Source organism: Caulobacter sp. GW821-FHT12A07 (assembly GCF_058807655.1).
The window spans coordinates 361,329-381,803 of sequence record NZ_JBXAQX010000005.1 but is presented as its reverse complement, the minus strand read 5'-3'; the positions used below and the strand labels follow the sequence as shown (position 1 = coordinate 381,803).

Sequence of the window (20,475 nt, the reverse complement as noted above, 5' to 3'; positions counted from 1 at the left end):
TCATGGCTGCTTGGCCCCTCATCCGCCTGATCCCGCGCTCGACCCACTATCGCTTCGTGCGCTGGGCGCCCGTCGCCGCGGTTATCTCGCTCGTCCTGATCCTCGGCTCGGGCGTGTCGTTCTTCACCCAGGGCCTGAACCTGGGCATCGACTTCAAGGGCGGCGTCGCCCTTGAGGCCCGTACGCCCGCGACCGCCCCCATCGACCTGGACAAGCTGCGCGCCGTCGCCAAGGCCACCGGCGCGCACGACGTGCAGGTCCAGGGCTTCGGCGCGCCGAACTCGGCGATGGTCCGCTTCCTGCCCACCGAGGGCGGCAACGCCCAGGTCGAGGCCAACCGCATCAAGGGCGAGATCATCGCCAAGTTCCCCGGCATGACCATGCCGGCGCCGACCGTCATCGGCGCCAAGGTCTCGGGCGAGCTGCTGATGGGCGGCTTCAAGGCGCTGGGCATCGCCCTGCTGCTGATGCTCGGCTACATCTGGTTCCGCTTCCAGTGGCAGTTCGGCGTCGGCGCCGTCGTGGCCGTGTTCCACGACATCATCCTGACCCTGGGCGTGCTGTCGGTGATGCAGATCGAGTTCTCGATGACCTCGGTCGCGGCCCTGCTGACGGTCATCGGCTACTCGATGAACGAAAAGGTCATCACCTTCGACCGCCTCAAGGAAAACCTGCGCAAGTACAAGTCGACGCCGCTGCGCGAGATCATCGACCTGTCGGAGAACGAGCGTCTGTCGCGGACGATCATCACCGGCTCGACGGCGCTGCTGGCGCTGGGCGGCACGATGATCTTCGGCGGCCCGGTACTGTTCCCGCTGGTCTTCACCATGGTGTTCGGCATCATCATCGGCACCTATTCGTCGATCTACATCGCCCTGCCGATCATCCTGGTCTGGGGCCTGAAGCGCGGCGACGAGGAAGCCAAGCCGATCAAGCTCGGCGCGGCCAGTCGCCCGTGAGCCAGGCGCTCACTCCGCGCCAGCCCCCGTCGATCGACGCCTGGGGCGGCGGCGGCTTCCGGGTCTCCGGCGTCTGGCGTCCCGGTTCGCTGCTGATCATCGACGATCAGCCGGTGGACTGGGGCGCGACGTCGCTGGCCGATCTGACGCCCGAAGCCTTCGCCCCGGTCTACGCCGCGGGCGGGGCTGTGGAGTTCGTGCTGCTGGGCGTGGGCCTGGCCAACGCCCTGCCGCCGCGCCCCGTGCGCGACGCCCTGAAGGCCGCGGGCCTGGGTCTCGAGTTCATGAGCACCGAGGCCGCCGCCCGCACCTACAACGTCCTGGCCAGCGAAGGCCGCCGGCTCGCCGCGGCTCTGATCGCGGTTTAGCGTCCAAAACTCCTCCCCCGTGAAACGGGGGAGGGGGACCGCGAAGCGGTGGAGGGGGCGAGTTCAAGCGCCGCGCTCTGTCACTCGCCCCCTCCGTCACGCCGCGTATCCGCAGCGCGCCACCTCCCCCGTTTTACGGGGGAGGAGTAGGGAGCTGTCGCGGAGCGACTGAGGGGGTCGCTTCCCCGACTCTCGCGCAGCCCCTATCCTGGCCGCCACGCAACGGCTTCAGGGGGCTGAATTGTCCGGGATCCTCACCAATTTCCGCAGCACCATCATCGTCAGCTTCGTGTTGGCCCTGATCATGGTGTTCGGCTTCGGGCATAGCCCCAGCGGCTTCCACGGCGCCTACTGGCAGGCCGTGTTCCGCTGGCTGCACGTGCTGTTCGGCATCCTGTGGATCGGGCTGCTCTACTACTTCAACTTCGTGCAGATCCGGGTGATGCCGAGCATCCCGGCCGAGCTGAAGCCGGCGGTGACCAAGTACATCGCGCCCGAAGCCCTGTTCTGGTTCCGCTGGGCGGCCCTGGCCACCTGGCTGATGGGCATGATCGTGGCCTTCAGCCGCGGCTACCTGATGGAAGCCATGACCCTGGGCGCCTGGCACGGCTACCAACGCGGCGTCGACATGGGCTTCACCTTCATCGGCATGGGCATGTGGCTGGCGACGATCATGTTCGTGAACGTCTGGGGCGTGATCTGGCCGAACCAGAAGCGGGCCCTGGGCCTCGTGCCGGCCGACGACGAGACCAAGGCCAAGGCGGCCAAGCTGGCCATGCTGTTCTCGCGCATCAACACCCTGCTCAGCATCCCGATGCTGGTGACGATGACGATGTACCAGACGCTGTTCGGCTGATCGGCCCGACGGTTCGGATCAAGGCCCGCCCATCCGGCGGGCCTTTTTCTTTGGGGCTTACGGGGGCATAAGCCGCGCCATGTCCGCCGCCCCCGACAACCCCTACGATTCCGGCCTCGACGACCTGGTCCGCCGCATGGACCCGGATCGCTGGCTGGCCAGCCGCTTCGTCGCCGACCTGGCGGCGCGGGCCGACGTCGTGGCCCTGCTGGCCTTCAACTACGAACTGGCGCGGGTGGCCGGCGGCGTCACCAACGCCCTGATGGGCGAGATCCGCCTGACCTGGTGGCGCGAGGCGATGGAGGAACTGGCCGCCGGCCAGCCGCCGCGCAAGCACCCCGCCGTCGAGGCTCTGGCGGCCTCCGGCGTCGATCCCCTGGCCCTGGCGCGGATGGCGGAGGCGCGCCTGGCCGACCTGGAAGAAACGCCCTTCGTCGACGAGGCCGCCGTGCTGGCCTATCTCGACGCCACCGCCGGCGCCCTGGCGGGCCTTGTCGCCAAACGCCTCGATCCTGCCGCCGATCCGGCGTCCGTGCGCGCCGCGGCCCGGGCCTACGGCCTGGCGGGCTTGTGGCGGCTGAAGCTGGCCGGCCGCTCCCGCCTGCCGTTCAAGTGGACCGCCGCCGACCTCCAGGCCCTGGTGGCCGGTCAGAAGGCCGCCGCCCGCGTCGAGCTCAAGACGCTGCCGATCGCGGCCTTCCCGGCCGTCGCTGTCGTCGCGCTGGCGGGCGAGCAGGCGAGGGGGCGCGACCTGGGCGAACTCGAAAAAAAGGCCCGCCTGACCTGGTCGGTCGCGACGGGCCGGATCTGATTATTCCTCCCCCGAGCAGTTAAGCGAAACGGGGGATGGGGACCGCGAAGCGGTGGAGGGGGCGGCGGCGCGCAAGGCGCTCTGTCACTCGCCCCCTCCGTCACGGCGCGTATTCGCGCCGCGCCACCTCCCCCGCTGCGCGAGGGAGGAGTTTGCTTTCGCGCTTTACTTCCCCGTCCATTCGTTCAGCCAGCCCAGCACCTCGTCGTGCCACTGGACCGAGTTCTGGGCCTTCAGCACCCAGTGGTTCTCGTTGGGGAAGTACAGCAGCTTGCTGGGCACGCCCTTGCGCTGCAGGGCCGTGAAGGTGGCGATGCCTTCTTCCAGCGGCACGCGGAAGTCGTTCTGGCCCTGGACGACCAGGGTCGGCACGCTCCACTGCGCCACGTGGTCGGCCGGGTTGAACTTGGCGTAGGTGGTGTTGGCCTCCCACGGCGCGCCGCCGTTCTCCCACTCGCTGAACCACAGCTCCTCGGTCGAGTAGCCCATGAAGCGGCTGTCGAAGATGCCGTCGTGGTTCACCAGGCACTTCCAGGGCTGCTTCCACTGGCTGGCGATCCAGTTGATCATGAAGCCGCCGTACGAGCCGCCCAGGGCGCAGGCGCGGTCCTGGTCGAGGAAGGCGTACTTCTGGGTCGCGAAGGCCCAGCCCTTCTGCAGGTCTTCCAGCGGGCGGTCGCCCCAGTGCTGGCTGATCGCGTCGGTGAAGCCCTGGCCGTAGCCGGTCGAGCCGTGGAAATCGATCATCACCACGGCATAGCCGGCGCCGGCGTAGGTCTGGGCGTTCCAGCGGTAGTGGAAGAGGTTGCCAAACGAGCCCTGCGGGCCGCCGTGGATCAGGAAGGCCACCGGATACTTCTTCGACGGATCGAAGTTGGCGGGCTTCACCAGATAGCCGTGCACGGTCTCGTCGTTCCAACCCTTGAAGCTGAACTGCTCGGCCTCGCCCATGGCCACGCCGTCCAGCTTGTCGGCGTTGAGGCCGGTCAGCTTGATCGGCTCGCCCTTGCCCTTCGGGAGGAGGGCGTAGAGCTGGCCCGGGGTCTTCAGGTTGTCCTGGGCGATGACGGTCTGGCCGCCGGCGACGCTGAACGCGCTGACGTGGCCCTCGCCGGTCAGGGCCACGGCCTTGCCGGTCTTGACGTCGATGGCGAACAGCTTGGTCTGACCCACGTCCTCGGCGGTCGTGTAGATGGTCTTGCCGTCGGCGCTGAAGGTGATCGACTGGGCCGAGCGGTCCCAGGCCGGGGCCACTTCACGCACCTTGCCGTTCTCGCGCACCATGATGCCGAAGCGGTCGGCCTCGAAGCCCGGGCGCTTCATGGCCAGCCACGCTTCCGTGTTGCCGTCCGGCGAGAAGGTCGGCTGGGCGTCCCAGGCCTTGTTGTCCTCGGTGAGGTTAGTGGGCTTGGCCGAACCGTCGACCGGAACCGACCACAGGTCGTAATTGGTCTGCCAGGGCTCGTCGCGGCCGGCGACCTTGGCCGAGAACACCACGGTCTTGCCGTCGGGGCTGATCGTGAAGTCCTCGTCGCCGCCGAACGGCTTGGTCGGCGCGTCGCCGTCGAAGCCGGCCATCAGCGCCTTCGCCTCGCCCGTCGCCACGCCCGAGGCGTCCAGCGCGTAGGCGTAGAGGTGGTTCTTCGTGCCGTCGTTCCAGGTGTCCCAGTGGCGGATGAACAGCTTGTCGTAGACGACGCCCGTGGTCTTCTGGGCCTTGCGGGCGTCCAGGCGCTCCTGGGTGCAGGCGAGGGTGGGGCAGTCGGGGAAGACGGCCTGGCTGATCACCACGGTCTTGCCGTCGGCCGACACCTTGAAGGCGCCGACGTCGAACGGGGCCTTGGTCACCTGGACGGCGGTGTCACCCGATGCATCGGTGCGGAACACCTGGTCGGAGCCGGCGCGGCCCGACAGGAAGTAGATGCTCTTGCCGTCGGCCGACCAGCGGGCGCTGGAGACGCCGCCGTCCGACACCGCCAGGCGGCGCGGGGCGATCCTGGCCTTCAGGTCGGCGACCCACAGGGAGAACGAGGCCTTGTTGGCCGGCAGGTCCATCGTCCGCACCAGGTAGATCACCTGGCGGCCGTCCGGCGACACCTTGGGCTCGCTGACGCGCTCGAGCGTGACCATGTCCTTGGCTGTGAAGCCTCGACCCTGGGCGGAAGCGGCCGGGGCTACCGCGAAGGCGGCGAGCGAAAGGGCGAGGGCGGAGGCGGCGATGCGCAAGGTCTTGGTCATGGAAGTCGTGGTCCAGGCGGCTCTGATGCCAGAAAACGCGCGGAGCCTAGCGGCGCCTTGCGTCCGATGCCAGGGGCGAGGGTAAAGGTTTCCGCCGAGGCTGGAGCATGCTGCGGCGCCGTTCGCGAGCAAGGCGGAAATGGGGCGTCGAAATGGCGAAAACGCCTTATCCCACAAGGCCTTGGGTAGGTAACAATCAGAAACAGGACTTGCATTGCTGCGGCGCGGCGAAGCTCGTAGACGGTAAATGGGGACGAATAGGCGGCCGCCAGAGCCGCTCCCAAAATAGATCAAAGGTTTCTCGTGTCGGTTTCGCCTTATCATCAGCACACGGTCGCAGGACCGGTGATCTTCGCAGGGATCGGCCTGCACACGGGCGCGCATGTGCGCGTCGCCGTGCGCCCCGCCGCCCCTGACAGCGGGATCGTCTTCGTGCGCACCGACGTCCAGGACCGCGACAACCGCGTGCCGGTTCGCGGCGACGCCGTGGTGCAGACCCAGCTGGGCACCGTCATCGCCAACGCCGCCGACGTGCGCGTCTCGACCATCGAACACCTGATGGCCGCCCTGGCCGCCCTGTCGGTCGACAACTGCGTCGTCGAGCTCGACGGTCCCGAAGTGCCGATCATGGACGGCTCGTCCGAGCCCTTCGTGCAGATTCTCGACCGCGCCGGTCGCCGCCGGCAGGAAGCCGCGCGCCGCTACATCGAGATCCTGTCGCCGATCGAGGTGATCGAGGGCGACAAGCGCGCCACCCTTTCTCCGGCCGAATCCTTCGAAGTGGCCTTCGAGATCGCCTTCGCCAGCAAGGCCATCGGCCGCCAGCGCGTCGATCTGGCCATCGACGAGCACAGCTTCCGCAAGGAACTGTCGAACTGCCGCACCTTCGGCTTCCTGCGCGAGGTCGAGGCCCTGCGCGACATCGGCCTGGCCCGTGGCGGCTCGATGGAGAACGCCGTGGTCATCGACGGCGACCGCGTGCTCAATCCCGAAGGCCTGCGCCGCTCGGACGAGTTCGTGCGCCACAAGGCCCTGGACGCCGTCGGCGACCTTTATGTCATCGGCGCTCCGATCCTTGGCAGGTTCGAAGGAATCCTGGCCGGACACGGCCTCAATAACGCCGCGGTTCGTGCGTTGATGGGGCAACCGCGCGCTTGGCGCTGGCGCGCCTATGCGCCGGAGCTCGCCGAAGCGGTCTGATCAATCGGGGGAACGCTCCCGCCGCTTCGGCTTTCATTTGCGCCCGCATCGACGTGGTGTAGAAGCCTTGGTTCGGCGCGGGGGCGCGCTAATGCTTCTAGGGTGAGAGAGTCCGTGCTTCGCAAAATCTCGGGACGTTCGGCCGTTTCCATCATGGCCGTGCTCGCCGCCTTGTCGGTGACCGCCTGCGCCGGCAAGCCTAAGAAGCCGACCCTCGTCTATGAGGAGCGTCCGGTCGAACTGCTGTACTCCACCGGCTCCAGCCGCCTGGACCGCGGCAGCTGGAACGAAGCCGTCGATTACTTCCGCGAAGTGGAGCGTCAGCACCCCTATTCGGAATGGTCGCGCCGCTCGATCCTGATGACCGGCTACGCCCACTACATGGGCAATCAGTATTCCGAAGCGATCGGCGACGCCGACCGCTTCATCTCGCTGTACCCGGGCAATCCGTCGGCCTCGTACGCCTTCTATCTGAAGGCCGTCTGCTACTTCGAGCAGATCGTCGACGTGAACCGCGACCAGGCCGCCACCGAGCAGGCGCTCGCCGCCCTGCGCGACGTCGTCCAGCGCTATCCCAACAGCGAATACGCCCAGGACGCCCGCCTGAAGATCGACATGGTCAACGACCAGCTGGCCGGCAAGGAAATGGCCATCGGCCGCTGGTACCTGCGCGACGGCAAGACCCTGGCCGCCATCGGCCGCTTCAAGACCGTCGTAGACCGCCACCAGACCACCTCGCACACCCCCGAAGCCCTCTACCGCCTGGTCGAGGCCTATCTGACCCTGGGCCTCAACGACGAGGCCAAGCGCAACGGCGCGGTGCTGGGCTACAACTTCCCGGGCGACCGCTGGTACGCCGACGCCTACAAGCTGCTGAACGACGCGGGCCTGAAGCCCGCCGTCGAGCCGCTGAAGGCCGGCAACAAGCGCAACCTGCTCGAACGCGTCCTGACCCGCGACAAGGACGCGACCCTCGCGCCTCCGGGCGAGAAGAAGAAAAAGGGCGGCCTGATGGGCGTCCTCGGGATGTAAGCAGAGACATCAGAAGAGACATCAAACAGGCGGGCCGTTGCAAAACGGCCCGTTTTTCTTTTGTTCTCAAAGGGCTGCCCATCCCCCTTTGAAAAACTGCGATTCCCGGCGATCCTCGCGACCATGCTGATCGGTCTCTCCATCCGCGACGTGGTGCTCATCGAGAGCCTCGACCTGGCCATCGGGCCGGGCCTGACAGCGTTGACCGGCGAGACCGGGGCCGGCAAGTCGATCATTCTCGACGCCCTGGGCCTGGCGACCGGGGCCCGCGCCGACGCCGGCCTGGTGCGTCGCGGCGCCGCCGGCCACGCCAGCGCCACCGCCATCTTCGCCCTGGCCCCCGACCATCCCGCCTTCGCCTATCTCGACGACAAGGGCCTGGACTACGCCCGTGACGAGGATCTGGTCCTGCGCCGCCAGCTGTCGCCCGACGGCCGTTCGCGCGCCTTCGTCAACGACCAGGCCACCAGCGTCGGCGTGCTCAAGGATCTCGGGGCGCTGCTGCTCGAGGTGCACGGCCAGCACGAGACCGTCGGCCTGCTCGATCCGCGCACCCACCGCACCCTGCTGGACGCCTATGGCCAGGTCAGCGTCGGGGCCGTGTCCTCGGCCTGGAGCGGCTGGCGCGCCGCCCGCGAGGCCGCCGCCGAGCTGAAGGCCCTGTCCGACCGCGCCGCGGCCGAGACCGAGGAACTGACCCTTCGCCTGTCGGAGCTCGACCGGCTCGATCCGCGCGACGGCGAGGAGACGGCCCTGGCCGAGGAGCGGGCTCTGCTGGGCTCGGCCGAGAAGGCCCTGGCGGACATCGCCTCGGCCCAGGACGCCCTGGGCGGCGACAACCTGTCTGGCAAGCTGGCCTCGGCCTTCCGCGCCCTGGAACGCGCCCGCGACCGCGCCGCCAACGCCGGCGCGCCGGCCGACGGTCCGGCCATGACCCGCCTGGCCGCCGCCTGCGAGGCCGTCGATCGCGCCCTGGTCGAAGCCCAGGAGGCCAGCGCCGCCATCGACGCGGCCGCCGAGAGCTTCGAGTTCGAGCCCGACCGCCTGGAGAAGACCGAGGAGCGGCTGTTCGCCCTGCGCGGCATGGCCCGCAAGCTGAACGTGCTGGTCGAGGACCTGCCGGCGGTCCGCGCCGACTTCGCCGCCCGCCTGCAGGCCATCGAGACCTCGGGCGAGGCGCTGGTCGCCGCCGAGGCCCAGGCCGCCGAGGCCCGCGAGGCCTATCTCTACGCCGCCGAAGCCCTGTCGGCCGAGCGCCGCGCCGCCGGCGACCGCCTGGCCAAGGCCGTCGAGGCCGAGCTTGGCCCGCTGAAGCTGGAAAAGGCCCGCTTCCGCGTCGCCCTGGATACGCTCGACGAGGACAAGGCCGGCCCGACGGGCCTCGACCGTATCGCCTTCGAGATCTCGACCAATCCCGGCGCGCCGTTCGGCCCGATGGAGGCCATCGCCTCGGGCGGCGAACTGGCCCGCTTCGCCCTGGCCCTGAAGGCCGCGCTGGCGGCGAAGGGCGGCGGTCCGCAGCCCCTGATGATCTTCGACGAAGTCGACCAGGGCGTCGGCGGGGCCGTGGCTGACGCCGTCGGCCTGCGTCTGAAGCGCCTGGCCGCCAACGCCCAGGTCTTGGTCGTCACCCATTCCGCCCAGGTCGCTGCGCGCGGCGACGCCCACTGGCGCATCTCCAAGTCCGGCGACGACACCTCCACCCGCACCAAGGTCGAGCCCCTGTCGCCGGCCGAACGCGAGGAAGAGATCGCGCGGATGCTGTCGGGGGCGGAAGTCACCGAGGCCGCGCGGGCCGCGGCGCGGGCGCTGATCGGCTGACGCCGAGACCCCCTCCGGCCCTCCGGGCCACCTCCCCCAGAGGGGGAGGATCCAGCAAGTCAGCGGACCAAGATGCTCCCCCTTTGGGGGAACTGTCGCGGAGCGACTGAGGGGGAACCTCCCCCTGTGGGGGAGGCGGCCGAAGGCCGGTGGGGGGACGTCTTCAGCTTCAACTGAGCGGGCCGATCTCGCAGCCACGCCCCCCACCGATCGCTTCGCGATCACCTCCCCCGCAGGGGGAGGTTTCTATCTTCACAGATCCAGATCGTCCGCCGCGAAGGCCGCGTTCTCCTGGATGAACTTGAAGCGCAGCTCGGGCTTGCGGCCCATCAGGGTCTCGACCAGGTCTTCCACCGACTCCTCGTGGCGCGGCAGGGTCACGCGCGCCAGGGTGCGGACGGCCGGGTCCATGGTGGTTTCCTTCAACTGGGCGGCCATCATCTCGCCCAGACCCTTGAACCGGCCGATCTCGGGCTTCTTGCCCTTGAACATGGTGGCCAGCAGCTCGTCCTTGTGGGCGTCGTCGCGGGCGTATTCGGTCTTGCCGCCGTGGCTCAGGCGATAGAGCGGGGGCAGGGCGAGATACAGCCGCCCGGCGCGGATCAGGTCCGGCATGGTGCGGTAGAAGAAGGTGATCAGCAGCGAGGCGATGTGGGCGCCGTCGACGTCGGCGTCGGTCATGATGATGATCCGCTCGTAGCGCAGATCCTCTTCACGGTACTTGTTGCCGCCCTGGGCGCCCAGGGCCAGCATCAGGTCCGACAGTTCCTTGTTGGCCGTGAACTTCTCGCCCGAGGCCGAGGCCACGTTCAGGATCTTGCCGCGCAGGGGCAGGATCGCCTGGTTCTTGCGGTTGCGGGCCTGCTTGGCCGAGCCGCCGGCCGAGTCGCCTTCGACGATGAACAGCTCCGCGCCGTCCACCGCGCCGCCGGCGCAGTCGGCCAGCTTGCCCGGCAGGCGCAGCTTGCGGGTCGCCGAGGCGCGGGAGACTTCCTTGTCCTTGCGGCGCTTCAGACGCTCCTCGGCGCGCTCGACCACGAACTCCAGCAGCGCCTGGGCGGCCTTGGGGCTGGCGGTCAGCCAGTGGTCGAACGGGTCGCGCAGGGCGTTCTCGACGAAGCGCTGGGCCTCGGTCGTCGACAGCTTTTCCTTGGTCTGGCCCTGGAACTCGGGGTTCTTGATGAACACCGAGATCAGCGCGCCGGCCTGCGCCACCACGTCGTCGGCGGTGATGATCGCGCCGCGTTTCTCGCCCTTCAGTTCGGCATAGGCCTTGAGGCCGCGGGTCAGGGCGGCGCGGAAGCCGCTTTCGTGCGTGCCGCCCTCGGGGGTCGGCACGGTGTTGCAGTACGACTGCATGAAGCCGTCGTGCTCACCAAAGCCGCGCGGGGTCCAGGTCACCGCCCATTCGACCGCGCCGGCCTCGCCCTGGCGATCGATGCGGCCGGAGAAGCTGGTCGGGGTGACCGTCTCCAGCCCCTTGGTGCGCTCGGCCAGGAAGTCGGCCAGGCCGTTGGGGAAGTGGAAGGTCGCCTCGGGCGGGGTCTGGTCGTGGATGCGCTCGGGCGCGCAGGACCATTTGATCTGCACGCCGCGGAACAGATAGGCCTTCGACCGGGTCATCCGGTACAGGCGCGCCGGTTTGAAGGCGCAGCCCTCGCCGAAGATCTGCTCGTCGGGCTTGAAGCGCACCATGGTGCCGCGCTTCTTGCTGGGCTGGATCTTCTCGACCGGGCCCAGCGGCTTGCCGCGCGCGAAGCTCTGGCGGTGCTCGAAGCCGTCGCGCCAGACCGTCACCTCGACCAGTTCCGACAGGGCGTTGACGACGCTGGCGCCGACGCCGTGCAGGCCGCCCGAAGTCTCGTAGGCCTTGCCGCTGAACTTACCGCCCGCGTGCAGGACGGTCATGATCACTTCCAGCGCCGACTTGCCCGGATGCTTGGGGTGGGGATCCACCGGCATGCCGCGGCCGTCGTCCTTGACCGACAGATAGCCGTCGGCGTCGAGCTTGACCTCGATCAGCTTGGCGAAGCCGGCGACGGCCTCGTCCATCGAGTTGTCGAGCACTTCGGCGAACAGGTGGTGCAGGGCCCGCTCGTCGGTGCCGCCGATGTACATGCCCGGACGCATGCGCACGGGCTCCAGCCCTTCCAGCACCTCGATCGAGCTGGCGTCGTAGCCGCCCGACGAGGGCGGCGCGGCGGCGGGCTCGGCCTTGCCGGGCGGCGGAGGCGGCGGAGGCTGCGGCTTGGGCTCGGGATGCGGTTCGCGGGCGGGCAGGGGCGGGGCGCTCGGCGGCGCCAGGGCGTCGTCGTCGAACAGCGAAAACAGCGAGTTGGGGTCTTTGGAAGACATCGGATGATTTTGCGGCGATTCGGGGGTCTCGCCCCGTATGACCCGTGGCCGCCCCCAAGGAAAGCGTCGCCATGCGCGCAGCTGCACGTTTCCGGCGCGCATACAAGCTTAACAACTATCACGTGGATTTGGCTTGTCTTGCCTCAGGGTTGATTCGATCGTCCCGCCGCCGGCCCATGGGGCGGCCGGTTCCAAAGGGAGAAACGTCATGAGCACCGTGGAAGCGACGGCTGGCGTCGACGAATTCACCACCACCGACTGCGGCTCCACCAACGGCACGGCCAACGGCAATCTGTCGGTCGGCGACGCCGTGTCGATCAACGGCAGCCTCGACCTCAGTTCCTGCATCGTCGGCAACAGCGAGGGCAAGGTCTACGGCATCCGCCTGGTGCCCAATTCCGGCATCTACAGCTATCGCGTCGACGTCGACGCCCAGGGCCCGGCCGGCATCGGCTCGGGCAGCATCAACCTGGCCTTCACCGACAAGACCGGCGACACCTACAAGCTGGCCATCACCAGCAGCCGGCGCTCGGAGCACACGGTCTCCTACAACAGCGACAACCCGACCATCGTGAAGATCACCTGGTCGACCTGACGCCGGCGAGGCTCCGCCGGCCGGCTGGTCCGGCGGGGCCGTTCGCGCTTTCGGGTCGCGGCGCGCGCGGCTAAGCTCCTCGCGCGCGACGTTCCGGCCCCGGCCGGCGATCGGCGCACGGTTCAAGCTTTCCATCGTATCTGGCCAAAGCGTCTGGATTTCACGAGGCGTCCCGCGAAGCGACGCCCGAAACGGGAGAGTGTCGATGCGTGCGTTCCTGACGCCGGCGATCTGCGCCGGTCTTCTGGCCCTGGCCGCGCCCGATCTGGCGGCGGCCGACACCGGCTACGCGGCCGTCTGGCGGCCCGGAAACGGCGCCCAGTGGTGGCGCTCGGGCATGACGCTCGATCAGTTCAAGGCCCAGGACAAGACCCACTTCGACAACGGCCTGCGCCTGCAGTCGGTGTCGGTGAAGGGCGGGCGCTATGCGGCGATCTGGCGGCCAGGCTCGGGGGCGCAATGGTGGCGCGCGGGCATGACGCTGGACGAGCTGAAGGCCCAGGACACCACCTATTTCAACCAGGGCCTGCGCCTGTTCGCGCTGGAGCTCGACGGGGGCCGCTTCACCGCGGTCTGGCGGCCGGGCTCGGGCGCGCAGTGGTGGCGCACGGGCATGACCGTCGATCAGTTCAAGGCCCAGGACCTGACCCACTTCAACAACGGCCTGCGCCTGACCCTGCTGGAGGTCGACGGCGGCCGCTACACCGGCGTCTGGCGGCCGGGGTCCGGCGCCCAGTGGTGGCGGTCGGGCATGACCGGGGCCGAGATCGAGGCCCAGGACCAGACCTATTTCAACCAGGGCCTGCGCCTGACCGCCCTGGCCGTCGACGGCGACCGCTACGCCGCCGTCTGGCGGCCCGGCTCGGGAACCCAGTGGTGGAGCCGCCGCCGCTGCACGGTGGACTTCAAGACCCAGGACGCCGCCCATTTCGCCGACGGCCTGCGCATGGACTTCATCGAGCAGGAGGACAGCGCCGTCGGCGCCTATCGCTATCCGTGGAAGGCCGGCGACACCCGCAATGTCGGCCAGGGCAACAACAACGCCGGCGGCTCGCACACCGGCAGCCAGGCCTTCGCCTTCGACTTCTCGATGCCGGCCGGCACCCAGATCCGGGCGGTGCGCGGCGGCACGGTCGAGTGGCTGCAGGAAGGCCAGACCGCCACCTACAACCCCAACGCCCCGACCACGCCCAGCAACACCCCGTTCGCGAACGGCAGCCTGCAGAACTGGGGCAACGCGGTGCGCATCCGCCATCCCGGCGGCTTCACCAGCTGGTACTTCCATATCCAGCCCAACGGCGTGCTGGTGAAGGTCGGCGACACCGTCCAGCGCGGCCAGCCGATCGCCACCTCCGGCAACACCGGCCGCACCTCCGGCCCGCACCTGCACTTCCAGGTCCAGGCGGACTCGACCAACTGGGGCCAGTCGGTGGCGATCACCTTCAACGACTGCGACGTGCCCACCGGCGGCGACAGCGTGACGTCGAACAACGTCTGGCCGTAGGGGACGTGGTCAGCCCCGGCGACAAACCGGGGCTGATGGCGACACGCTAGGCCGCTTTTGCCGCGATCCTCGCCAGGGCGCGGCGTTCGATGCTGGCGGCGAACAGCGGCGTCTCGCGGCTGTTGTGATCTCCGCCGTCCCGCTGGCGGGCGTCGGCGGCGTCCGCGAACGGCGTGCCGTGCAAGGCGATGAAGTCGAGGAACGCCTGGGTCGGGTGGGCCACCACGCTGTTGGTGTATTCGCAGGTCCGCTCGTCGATCTTCCGGGCGCTCAGGGTCCAGATCACCTGCACGCGCGTGCGGCCGTTCGGGGTGAAGGCGTCGGAGGTCGAGACCATCCGGCACAGTGTCGGGGTGGCGATCTCGGCCACGTAGTGCTGGACCATCAGGGTCTGGCCGATCATCTCGACATTGATCGACATGCGCCGGCCGTCGTCGGTGAAGGTGGCTCCGGCCGAGATGTGATCGGGCGCGCAGCAGCGCTGGTATTCGGCCTCCGGCAGGTTGAACAGCCAGTCGGCGATGTCGATCGCCTCGATCGGGGCGTTGATGATCGCGGTGTAGGCCGAGGCGGACAGTTGCTTGTCCGCGATGATGATGTCCGACATGGCTGGCTCCTGATGGGCTCCGACGGGAGAGGCCGTCGGATGACGCCCGACTGTCGGTCCGGAGGGCTCAGGCGGGATAGCTATCCATGGGTCTCGATCGCGCGAGCGCGGGGAGGGGGCGGCTAGACCAAGGTTCAGGATCGGTCGTGCGGTCGCCTTGCGACCGTCCAAGGCGCGGCGCCCACGAAAAAATCGGGGGCGCTAAGCCGCGGCCTCGTCCAGCAACTGATCGACGGCCGCCTCGGCCGCTTCCAGCCGACCGCGCAGGCGCCATTCGACCAGCGCCAGGATGATCCCCGCGACGATCAGGCCGAAGGGAAAGGCCGGCGCCTGGTTGATCAGGGAGACCAGGAAGCCCAGGCCGGCGAACAGCAGCAGCACGCCCGCCAGCCATCGCCAGACGGCGTAGCGCGACACCACCCGGCGCTTGCGCACGGTGGCGGCCACATTGTCGTAGGAGCCTTCGGCCCGGCAGACGCGGATGCGGGAGACGGCTTCGTCGAGAAGGGCGCGCGCTTCGGTTTCGTCCAGGCGCTGGCGCAGGTCGGCGTCCAGGGCCGCCCGGGACTCGCCGACCAGCAGGCGCTCGAAGAGGGTCTGCCGCAGCTTGCTCTTTTGCGCGTCGTCCATCGTTCCCCCGAAGATCCGCGTCAAGGTGCAGCTTGAGGTGTAGATCGTGTCGAGTTGCGTGGAAAGGTGGCGTCGCCCACGAAAAAGCCGCGACGCCCTGAAGCGTCGCGGCTCTCGTTCTCAGTCCTGCGAACCGACCCTAGCGATAGGCCGGCGGCAGGCCGTTGTCGCCGGCGGCGTAGCGGTCGCGCAGCTGGGTCTGGCGGCTGTCGGCGGGCTGTTCGACGCCGCCGATGAACACCTTGTCGGCCCAGCTGGTGGTTTCCAGCGGATCGCCGGTCCACAGCACGAGGTCGGCGGTCTTGCCGACATCGAGGGAACCGATCTTGTCGGCCATGCCCCAGATCTTCGCCGGCGTCAGGGTGATCGCCGCCAGGGCCGCCGGGTAGGGCAGTCCGTTGGCGACGGCGAGGCCGGCGTTCAGCCGCTCCTGGCGCAGGTTGTTGAAGTCGCGCGCGCCGTTGATCGCCACGGTGACGCCGGCCGCGTTCAGGCGGGCGGCGTTGTCGAGGCGCGAGCCCAGGGTCTCGAAGCTGTCGGGCAGGTCGGCCTGGGTGTCGACGATCACCGGCACGCCGGCGCGGGCGATCTCCGGGGCGACGATCCAGCCTTCCTCGGCCCCTTCCAGCACGATCCTGATCTTCTCCTCGGCCGCCAGCTTGAGGGCCAGGCGGATGTCGGAGGCGCGGTGGGCGCGGATCAGCAGCGGGGTCTTGCCCTGCACCACCGGGACCAGGGCCTCGAGATCGAGGCGCGACAGGCCGTAGGCGCGGGTCGCGCCCTGCTCGAAGGCGGCGCGGTTGCGGGCGAAGGCGCGGGCGTCCTCCAGGGCCGACTTGACCAGCACGATGGCCGCGCCGCGCGAGCCGCCGGCGGCTCGCGCCCCGGCTTCGCCCAGCGACAGGGTCACGGCGGTCTTCGACTTCGAGACGATGTCGGCCTCGTCGGCTTTCAGGCGCACGAAGGCGGCCTGGCCGCCGAACAGCGGCGGATCGCCGGCGCCGTCCTTGCCGGCGGTCATCTCCTCGACCACGCCGTTGTCGGCGTGCTCGTGGGCGCCGCCGCCCACGCCCGACAGGATCGGGGTGACGGCCGAGGCGGTGATCCCGCCGTCGCGGGCCAGGCCGATCATCGGCGAGGCCGGATTGACGCTGTAGGCGATGTCGAAGGCGGCCGACAGGGCGTCGCCGGTGCCGTCGTCGCGGGTCTCGCGCACGCCGCCGATCTCGGAGGCGCCGATGTTCGACGACGGGGCCACCAGGCCGGGGGTCACGACCCCGCCCTTGGCGTCGATCGTCGGCACGCCGGCCGGGACGGTGACGCCGGCGCCGACGGCGGCGATCTTGCCGTCACGGACGACGATGGTCCCCGAAGGGATGGCTGCGCTCGACACCGGCTCGATGCGGGCGTTGACGATGGCGAAGGTCTGCGCTGCGGCAGGGCCGGCGGCGACGGCGATCAGGGCCGCGCCGGAAAGAAGAGCCGAACGGATCATCAGTTGAACGCTCCCTGGCCGGGTTGGCCGAGCTCGAAGTCGGACTTGGGCTGATAGCGCGGGTCCTTGCGGTCGTAGGTCAGGGCCCCGTCGACATAGACCTGCTCGGCCTGGGCGTAGACGCTGAACGGATCGCGGTTCCACACCACGATGTCGCCGGCCTTGCCGACCTCCAGGCTGCCGGTCTTGTCGGCGATGCCCATGGCCTTGGCCGGATTGGCCGTGATCCATTTGATGGCCTCGGCCCGGCTGATGCCGTAGCCCAGCTTGTTGCCGGCGGTCATGGTGATGGCGGCCTCCTGGTTGAGGCGCTGGGTCATGATCGGGTCGTCGGAGTGGATGACGACGCAGGCGCCGGCCTTCCACACCATGGCGGCGTTGGCGTCGATGCCGTCCAGGCTTTCCATCTTGAAGCCGGTCCACGACGCCCAGGTCGCCGAGCAGATGCCTTCCTTGGCGAGGAGAGGCGCGATCTTGTAGCTCTCCACCGCGTGGTGGAACATGGTGATCTTGTAGCCGAACTCCTTGGCGATATCGATCATCACCGCCTCTTCGTCGGCGCGGTAGCAGTGGTTCTGCACCAGGATCTCGCCCTTCAGCACGCCGGCCAGGGTCTCCAGCTGCAGGTCGCGCTTGGGGGCGTCGGCCTTCTCGCCCTTGTCCTTCTTGGCGCGGTAGTCGTCCCACTTGCGGGCGTAGTCGGCCGCGTCGATCCAGGCCTTGCGGTAGCCGTAGACATTGCCCATCGCCGTCGAGGGCGAGCGGCCCTTGCTGCCGTAGACGCGCTTGGGGTTCTCGCCGCAGGCCATCTTCAGGCCGTAGGGCGCGCCGGGGAACTTCATGCCCTGCATGGTGGTCGAGGGCACGTTCTTCAGCGTCACCGAGCGGCCGCCGAAGAGGTTGGCGCTGCCGGGGAGGATCTGCAACGTGGTCACCCCGCCGGCGCGGGCGCGGTTGAAGCCCGGGTCCTGCGGCCACACCGAATGCTCGGCCCACACCTGGGCGGTGTTGGGATCGGTGGCCTCGTTGCCGTCCGACTTGGCCTGCACGCCGGGCGAGGGATAGACGCCCAGGTGGCTGTGGGCGTCGATGATGCCGGGGGTGATCCACTTGCCCTTGGCGTCGATGGTGACGACGCCGGCCGGGATGGCGGTGTCGGGGCCGCCGACGGCCAGGATCTTGCCGTCCTGGACCACGACCACGCCGTTCTCGATCTGCTGGCCGGTCGCGGTCAGCACCGTGGCGCCGACGAAGGCGGTCGGGCGCGAGGGCAGGGGAGCATAGGTCGAGGGGAAGCCTGACGATGCCTCGCCGTCCAGGCCCTTGGGCAGCGGCTTGGCCTGCGCCTTCTCGGCCGGCTTGGCGCTGGTCTCTGGCTTGGCCGTCGTGCCCGTGGTGGCGCAGGCGGCGAGCCCCAGCGCCAGCAGACTGACGGCCGCGGCCGTCTTACCCCATCTCGTCATGAACTTTCCCCGACTCTCGGAAGAGGCGGCGAGGACAGACTAATTCAGACCCCTGATCAAGCCGATCGGCGCCCCATTTTTCCCCGATGGCGACGTTTGTCTGTCGCTTGCGCTTCGTGCGAGGATCGCCTCCTGACGTTGAATCGACGCGGGAGGACCACGATGCGCCTTCGTTCCTTGCTGGGCCCGGTTCCGGCCTTGCTCACCGCCGTTCTGCTGACCGCCTGCGCGGCCCAGCCCGCGGGTCCGTCCACCACGAGCCCGCCGCCGATGTCGCGCGCTCCGGTCGCCGCGGGCGGCATGTGCGGCGGCATCGCCGGCTTCCAGTGTGGAGAGGGCCTGTCCTGCGTGATGCCAGTCGGGGCCTGCCGGACGGTCGCCGACGCCTCGGGCATCTGCCGCAAGCGGCCCCAGGTCTGCACCATGGACTATCGCCCCGTCTGCGGCTGTGACGGCAAGACCTACGGCAACGCCTGCGGCGCGGCCGCCAAAGGCGCCAGCGTCGCCCACGAGGGCGAGTGCAAGCCGGAATGAGCGACATGCTGACAGGACTGGACCGGCGACTGGTGATGATCGGCGGCGCGGTCGCGGCGATGACGCCGTCGCTGGCGCTCGCGGGAGACAAGACGATGTATGGACTGATCGGCCAGATGAAGGCCGCCCCCGGCAAGCGCGACGACCTGGTCGCGATCCTCAAGGAGGGCACGGGCGAGATGCCCGGCTGCCTGTCCTACATTCTCGCGCTTGACCCGACCGACGCCGACGCGATCTGGATCACCGAGGTCTGGACCGACAAGGACAGCCACGCGGGGTCGCTGAAGCTGCCGGCCGTTCAGGCCGCCATCGCCAAGGCCCGGCCGATCATCGCCGGCTTCGGCCACCGTTTCGAGACCACGCCGGTGGGCGGGGTCGGATTGTAGTTTCCAGCGACGATCAGGGTTTCCTCGACGTCCTTGGGAAAGCTGCTCTATGGACGTCCTCGAACATCGGCGAGGGCCGATCGCCGCCTTATGGAAGCTCAACTTGATCAAGAACTACGGATGGTCGGATCTGCTGGCCGAGGCTTTCAAGCCTCACGACCGCGCGGGCTACTTGGCCGGCCGCGTCGTCGTGCAGCAGCGCAACGGCTATCTGGTGATCACGGACGAGGGCGAGGTGCGCGCCAAGCTTTCCGGTCGCCTGCGCCATGAAGCCCAGGAGGCTGGCCATCCGGCGGTCGGCGACTGGGTGGCGTTGTCGATGAACCAGGCCGAGCGCACCGCCGTCATCCAGGCCGTGCTGCCGCGCCGCACCGCCTTGGTCCGCCGAGCCGCCGACAGCGTGCAGACCCCCCAGGTCGTCGCCGCCAACGTCGATCTGGCCTTCATCGTCACGTCGATGAACGGCGACCTCAATCCACGCCGCATCGAGCGCTATCTGGCCGCCGCCTGGCAGAGCGGGGCCCGTCCCGTGGTCGTGCTGACGAAGTCGGACATCTGCGCCGAGGCGACGTCTCTCGCGGCCGAGGTCGAGGCCCTGGCCGCCGGCTGTCCGGTCGTCATCGTGTCGGCGCGTGAAGGGCGCGGCCTGGAAGCCTTGCTGGCCCACCTGGCCCCCGGCGAGACCTGCGTCCTGATCGGCTCGTCCGGCGTCGGCAAATCCACCCTGGTCAATACGCTCCTGGGCGAGCAGCGCATGGCCACCCAGACCATCCGCGAGGCCGACGATCGTGGCCGGCACACCACCAGCCACCGCGAACTGGCGCTGCTGCCCGGCGGTGGACTGATCATCGACACGCCCGGCGTCCGGGAAGTGGGGCTGGTCGAGGCCGACGAGGGGGTGGCCCTGGTGTTCGACGACATCGAGCGCCTGGCGGAAACCTGCAAGTTCGGCGACTGCAGCCACGCCAACGAGCCGGGTTGCGCGGTGCAGGGCGCCTTGCTGAGCGGGGATCTCGATCGCGGGCGCTGGGACCACTTCCGCAAGCTCGCCCAGGAAGCGGCCGCGGTGGAGAAGAATGCGGCCCGGGCGTTCAAGGACGCCGAGCGTCGCCGCCTCGGCAAGGCCCAGAAGACGTATCGCACCGCGAGGAAGGACGCCCGCGGCGGCGCTTAGCCCGAGGCTGGGTCTCGCCGCCGTCGCTGCCGTCGGCGAAAGGTTTTTCAAAATAGGGCCGCTCTTCCCGGCGAATGGGATTAGGTGAGTGGTTCAACACCTTCGAGAGATGACCAATGCCCGCCTTCACCATCGTCACCACCAGCGCGACCCAAGGCAGCGATTCAGCGGAGGTGAACACCCTGACGGACGAGTTCTCCAACGAGAGCGAAGCCCTGGGTTACGCCCGCCGGATGGCGGACGAGATGCTCGATCTCGCCAGCCAGCTGTCGCTGGATTTCGACTACACCAATGTCGGCCTCTATGAGGGCGACCTGCTCGATGCGGATCTCGACCCGGACCATGCCGCCTTCAAGGGCGCATGGGTGCTGGACGAGGACGGCGCCGCCTTCGTTCCCGCCGACGAGTTCCGCGAGGGGATCACTCAGACCGACGCCTGATCGGCTT

At 69.0% G+C, this 20,475-nt stretch carries 19 protein-coding genes and 2 pseudogenes; 15 read left to right on the top strand and 6 right to left on the bottom strand.

Annotated features, from left to right (window positions below; translation table 11 throughout):
* Positions 1 to 2 precede the first annotated feature (2 nt).
* From secF to AC1RRS_RS13465, 6 genes and pseudogenes are all read left to right on the top strand, one after another.
* Positions 3 to 959: a protein translocase subunit SecF gene (secF, locus tag AC1RRS_RS13490; RefSeq protein WP_492855590.1), complete on the top strand. Its 957-nt coding sequence runs from the start codon at positions 3 to 5 to the stop codon at positions 957 to 959.
* On the top strand, positions 956 to 1,327 hold the full coding sequence (locus tag AC1RRS_RS13485) for an Mth938-like domain-containing protein (RefSeq protein WP_492855589.1): 372 nt from the start codon (positions 956 to 958) through the stop codon (positions 1,325 to 1,327). Before secF ends, AC1RRS_RS13485 begins: the two co-directional genes overlap by 4 nt.
* A 6-nt stretch (positions 1,328 to 1,333) precedes the next feature.
* Positions 1,334 to 1,477: pseudogene (locus AC1RRS_RS13480) on the top strand (hypothetical protein); the annotation flags it as partial.
* A 91-nt stretch (positions 1,478 to 1,568) separates the two neighbouring features.
* Positions 1,569 to 2,183, top strand: coding sequence for a urate hydroxylase PuuD (locus AC1RRS_RS13475; RefSeq protein ID WP_492855588.1), 615 nt, complete (start codon positions 1,569 to 1,571; stop codon positions 2,181 to 2,183).
* Positions 2,184 to 2,262: 79 nt separating this feature from the next.
* Positions 2,263 to 2,994: a squalene/phytoene synthase family protein gene (locus AC1RRS_RS13470; protein ID WP_492855587.1), complete on the top strand. Its 732-nt coding sequence runs from the start codon at positions 2,263 to 2,265 to the stop codon at positions 2,992 to 2,994.
* A gap of 25 nt (positions 2,995 to 3,019) precedes the next feature.
* Positions 3,020 to 3,145 (top strand): annotated as a pseudogene (locus tag AC1RRS_RS13465) (hypothetical protein); the annotation flags it as partial.
* Between the two features lie 14 nt (positions 3,146 to 3,159).
* On the opposite strand, the gene AC1RRS_RS13460 reads toward AC1RRS_RS13465, so the two are convergent.
* On the bottom strand, positions 3,160 to 5,232 hold the full coding sequence (locus tag AC1RRS_RS13460) for a S9 family peptidase (RefSeq protein ID WP_492855586.1): 2,073 nt from the start codon (positions 5,230 to 5,232) through the stop codon (positions 3,160 to 3,162).
* A 303-nt stretch (positions 5,233 to 5,535) separates the two neighbouring features.
* Here AC1RRS_RS13460 and lpxC point away from each other — a divergent pair, with 303 nt between their 5' ends.
* The 3 genes from lpxC to recN all read left to right on the top strand — a co-directional run bounded on the left by lpxC (position 5,536) and on the right by recN (position 9,285).
* Complete coding sequence (lpxC, locus tag AC1RRS_RS13455; protein WP_492855585.1) at positions 5,536 to 6,432, top strand: UDP-3-O-acyl-N-acetylglucosamine deacetylase; 897 nt, start codon at positions 5,536 to 5,538, stop codon at positions 6,430 to 6,432.
* Between the two features lie 102 nt (positions 6,433 to 6,534).
* On the top strand, positions 6,535 to 7,464 hold the full coding sequence (locus tag AC1RRS_RS13450) for an outer membrane protein assembly factor BamD (RefSeq protein WP_110121813.1): 930 nt from the start codon (positions 6,535 to 6,537) through the stop codon (positions 7,462 to 7,464).
* A 123-nt stretch (positions 7,465 to 7,587) separates the two neighbouring features.
* Positions 7,588 to 9,285: a DNA repair protein RecN gene (gene recN / locus AC1RRS_RS13445; RefSeq protein ID WP_492855584.1), complete on the top strand. Its 1,698-nt coding sequence runs from the start codon at positions 7,588 to 7,590 to the stop codon at positions 9,283 to 9,285.
* A 252-nt stretch (positions 9,286 to 9,537) separates the two neighbouring features.
* Here the strand turns inward: recN and parE are convergent, their stop codons facing one another.
* Positions 9,538 to 11,640 (bottom strand): DNA topoisomerase IV subunit B, encoded by a 2,103-nt coding sequence (parE, locus tag AC1RRS_RS13440; RefSeq protein ID WP_492855583.1) that lies wholly within the window; start codon positions 11,638 to 11,640, stop codon positions 9,538 to 9,540.
* Between the two features lie 208 nt (positions 11,641 to 11,848).
* Between parE and AC1RRS_RS13435 the strand changes: the two genes are divergently transcribed.
* A complete protein-coding gene (locus tag AC1RRS_RS13435) occupies positions 11,849 to 12,235 on the top strand; it encodes a hypothetical protein (RefSeq protein ID WP_110121817.1) in 387 nt (128 codons plus the stop codon).
* 205 nt (positions 12,236 to 12,440) lie between these two features.
* Entirely contained in the window at positions 12,441 to 13,739 is a 1,299-nt protein-coding gene (locus AC1RRS_RS13430; protein ID WP_492855582.1) for a M23 family metallopeptidase, read from the top strand.
* Between the two features lie 46 nt (positions 13,740 to 13,785).
* Here AC1RRS_RS13430 and AC1RRS_RS13425 read toward each other — a convergent pair whose 3' ends face one another.
* The 4 genes from AC1RRS_RS13425 to AC1RRS_RS13410 form a co-directional block, all read right to left on the bottom strand.
* Positions 13,786 to 14,346: a hypothetical protein gene (locus tag AC1RRS_RS13425; RefSeq protein WP_492855581.1), complete on the bottom strand. Its 561-nt coding sequence runs from the start codon at positions 14,344 to 14,346 to the stop codon at positions 13,786 to 13,788.
* Positions 14,347 to 14,547: 201 nt separating this feature from the next.
* Positions 14,548 to 14,976, bottom strand: coding sequence for a hypothetical protein (locus AC1RRS_RS13420; RefSeq protein WP_492855580.1), 429 nt, complete (start codon positions 14,974 to 14,976; stop codon positions 14,548 to 14,550).
* A 139-nt stretch (positions 14,977 to 15,115) separates the two neighbouring features.
* Complete coding sequence (locus tag AC1RRS_RS13415) at positions 15,116 to 16,471, bottom strand: amidohydrolase family protein (protein WP_492855579.1); 1,356 nt, start codon at positions 16,469 to 16,471, stop codon at positions 15,116 to 15,118.
* Positions 16,471 to 17,934: an amidohydrolase gene (locus AC1RRS_RS13410; protein ID WP_492855578.1), complete on the bottom strand. Its 1,464-nt coding sequence runs from the start codon at positions 17,932 to 17,934 to the stop codon at positions 16,471 to 16,473. The genes AC1RRS_RS13415 and AC1RRS_RS13410 overlap by 1 nt, the downstream gene beginning before the upstream one ends.
* Positions 17,935 to 18,096: 162 nt before the next feature.
* On the opposite strand from AC1RRS_RS13410, the gene AC1RRS_RS13405 reads away from it, so the two are divergent.
* The 4 genes from AC1RRS_RS13405 (at position 18,097) to AC1RRS_RS13390 (ending at position 20,468) form a co-directional block, all read left to right on the top strand.
* Complete coding sequence (locus AC1RRS_RS13405; protein ID WP_492855577.1) at positions 18,097 to 18,468, top strand: Kazal-type serine protease inhibitor family protein; 372 nt, start codon at positions 18,097 to 18,099, stop codon at positions 18,466 to 18,468.
* A 5-nt stretch (positions 18,469 to 18,473) separates the two neighbouring features.
* Complete coding sequence (locus AC1RRS_RS13400) at positions 18,474 to 18,854, top strand: putative quinol monooxygenase (protein WP_492855576.1); 381 nt, start codon at positions 18,474 to 18,476, stop codon at positions 18,852 to 18,854.
* 103 nt (positions 18,855 to 18,957) lie between these two features.
* On the top strand, positions 18,958 to 20,028 hold the full coding sequence (gene rsgA / locus AC1RRS_RS13395; protein ID WP_492855574.1) for a ribosome small subunit-dependent GTPase A: 1,071 nt from the start codon (positions 18,958 to 18,960) through the stop codon (positions 20,026 to 20,028).
* A 116-nt stretch (positions 20,029 to 20,144) separates the two neighbouring features.
* Positions 20,145 to 20,468: a hypothetical protein gene (locus AC1RRS_RS13390; RefSeq protein WP_492855573.1), complete on the top strand. Its 324-nt coding sequence runs from the start codon at positions 20,145 to 20,147 to the stop codon at positions 20,466 to 20,468.
* The last annotated feature ends 7 nt before the right edge of the window (positions 20,469 to 20,475 follow it).

Excerpts from the sequence above, each read along its gene's own strand:
- secF (WP_492855590.1), top strand. The coding sequence starts at position 3 with ATGGCTGCTTGGCCCCTCATCCGCCTGATCCCGCGCTCGACCCACTAT.
- AC1RRS_RS13470 (WP_492855587.1), top strand. The coding sequence starts at position 2,263 with ATGTCCGCCGCCCCCGACAACCCCTACGATTCCGGCCTCGACGACCTG.
- AC1RRS_RS13460 (WP_492855586.1), bottom strand. The coding sequence starts at position 5,232 with ATGACCAAGACCTTGCGCATCGCCGCCTCCGCCCTCGCCCTTTCGCTC.
- recN (WP_492855584.1), top strand. The coding sequence starts at position 7,588 with ATGCTGATCGGTCTCTCCATCCGCGACGTGGTGCTCATCGAGAGCCTC.
- parE (WP_492855583.1), bottom strand. The coding sequence starts at position 11,640 with ATGTCTTCCAAAGACCCCAACTCGCTGTTTTCGCTGTTCGACGACGAC.
- AC1RRS_RS13435 (WP_110121817.1), top strand. The coding sequence starts at position 11,849 with ATGAGCACCGTGGAAGCGACGGCTGGCGTCGACGAATTCACCACCACC.
- AC1RRS_RS13430 (WP_492855582.1), top strand. The coding sequence starts at position 12,441 with ATGCGTGCGTTCCTGACGCCGGCGATCTGCGCCGGTCTTCTGGCCCTG.
- AC1RRS_RS13425 (WP_492855581.1), bottom strand. The coding sequence starts at position 14,346 with ATGTCGGACATCATCATCGCGGACAAGCAACTGTCCGCCTCGGCCTAC.
- AC1RRS_RS13420 (WP_492855580.1), bottom strand. The coding sequence starts at position 14,976 with ATGGACGACGCGCAAAAGAGCAAGCTGCGGCAGACCCTCTTCGAGCGC.
- AC1RRS_RS13415 (WP_492855579.1), bottom strand. The coding sequence starts at position 16,471 with ATGATCCGTTCGGCTCTTCTTTCCGGCGCGGCCCTGATCGCCGTCGCC.
- AC1RRS_RS13410 (WP_492855578.1), bottom strand. The coding sequence starts at position 17,934 with ATGACGAGATGGGGTAAGACGGCCGCGGCCGTCAGTCTGCTGGCGCTG.
- AC1RRS_RS13405 (WP_492855577.1), top strand. The coding sequence starts at position 18,097 with ATGCGCCTTCGTTCCTTGCTGGGCCCGGTTCCGGCCTTGCTCACCGCC.
- AC1RRS_RS13400 (WP_492855576.1), top strand. The coding sequence starts at position 18,474 with ATGCTGACAGGACTGGACCGGCGACTGGTGATGATCGGCGGCGCGGTC.
- AC1RRS_RS13390 (WP_492855573.1), top strand. The coding sequence starts at position 20,145 with ATGCCCGCCTTCACCATCGTCACCACCAGCGCGACCCAAGGCAGCGAT.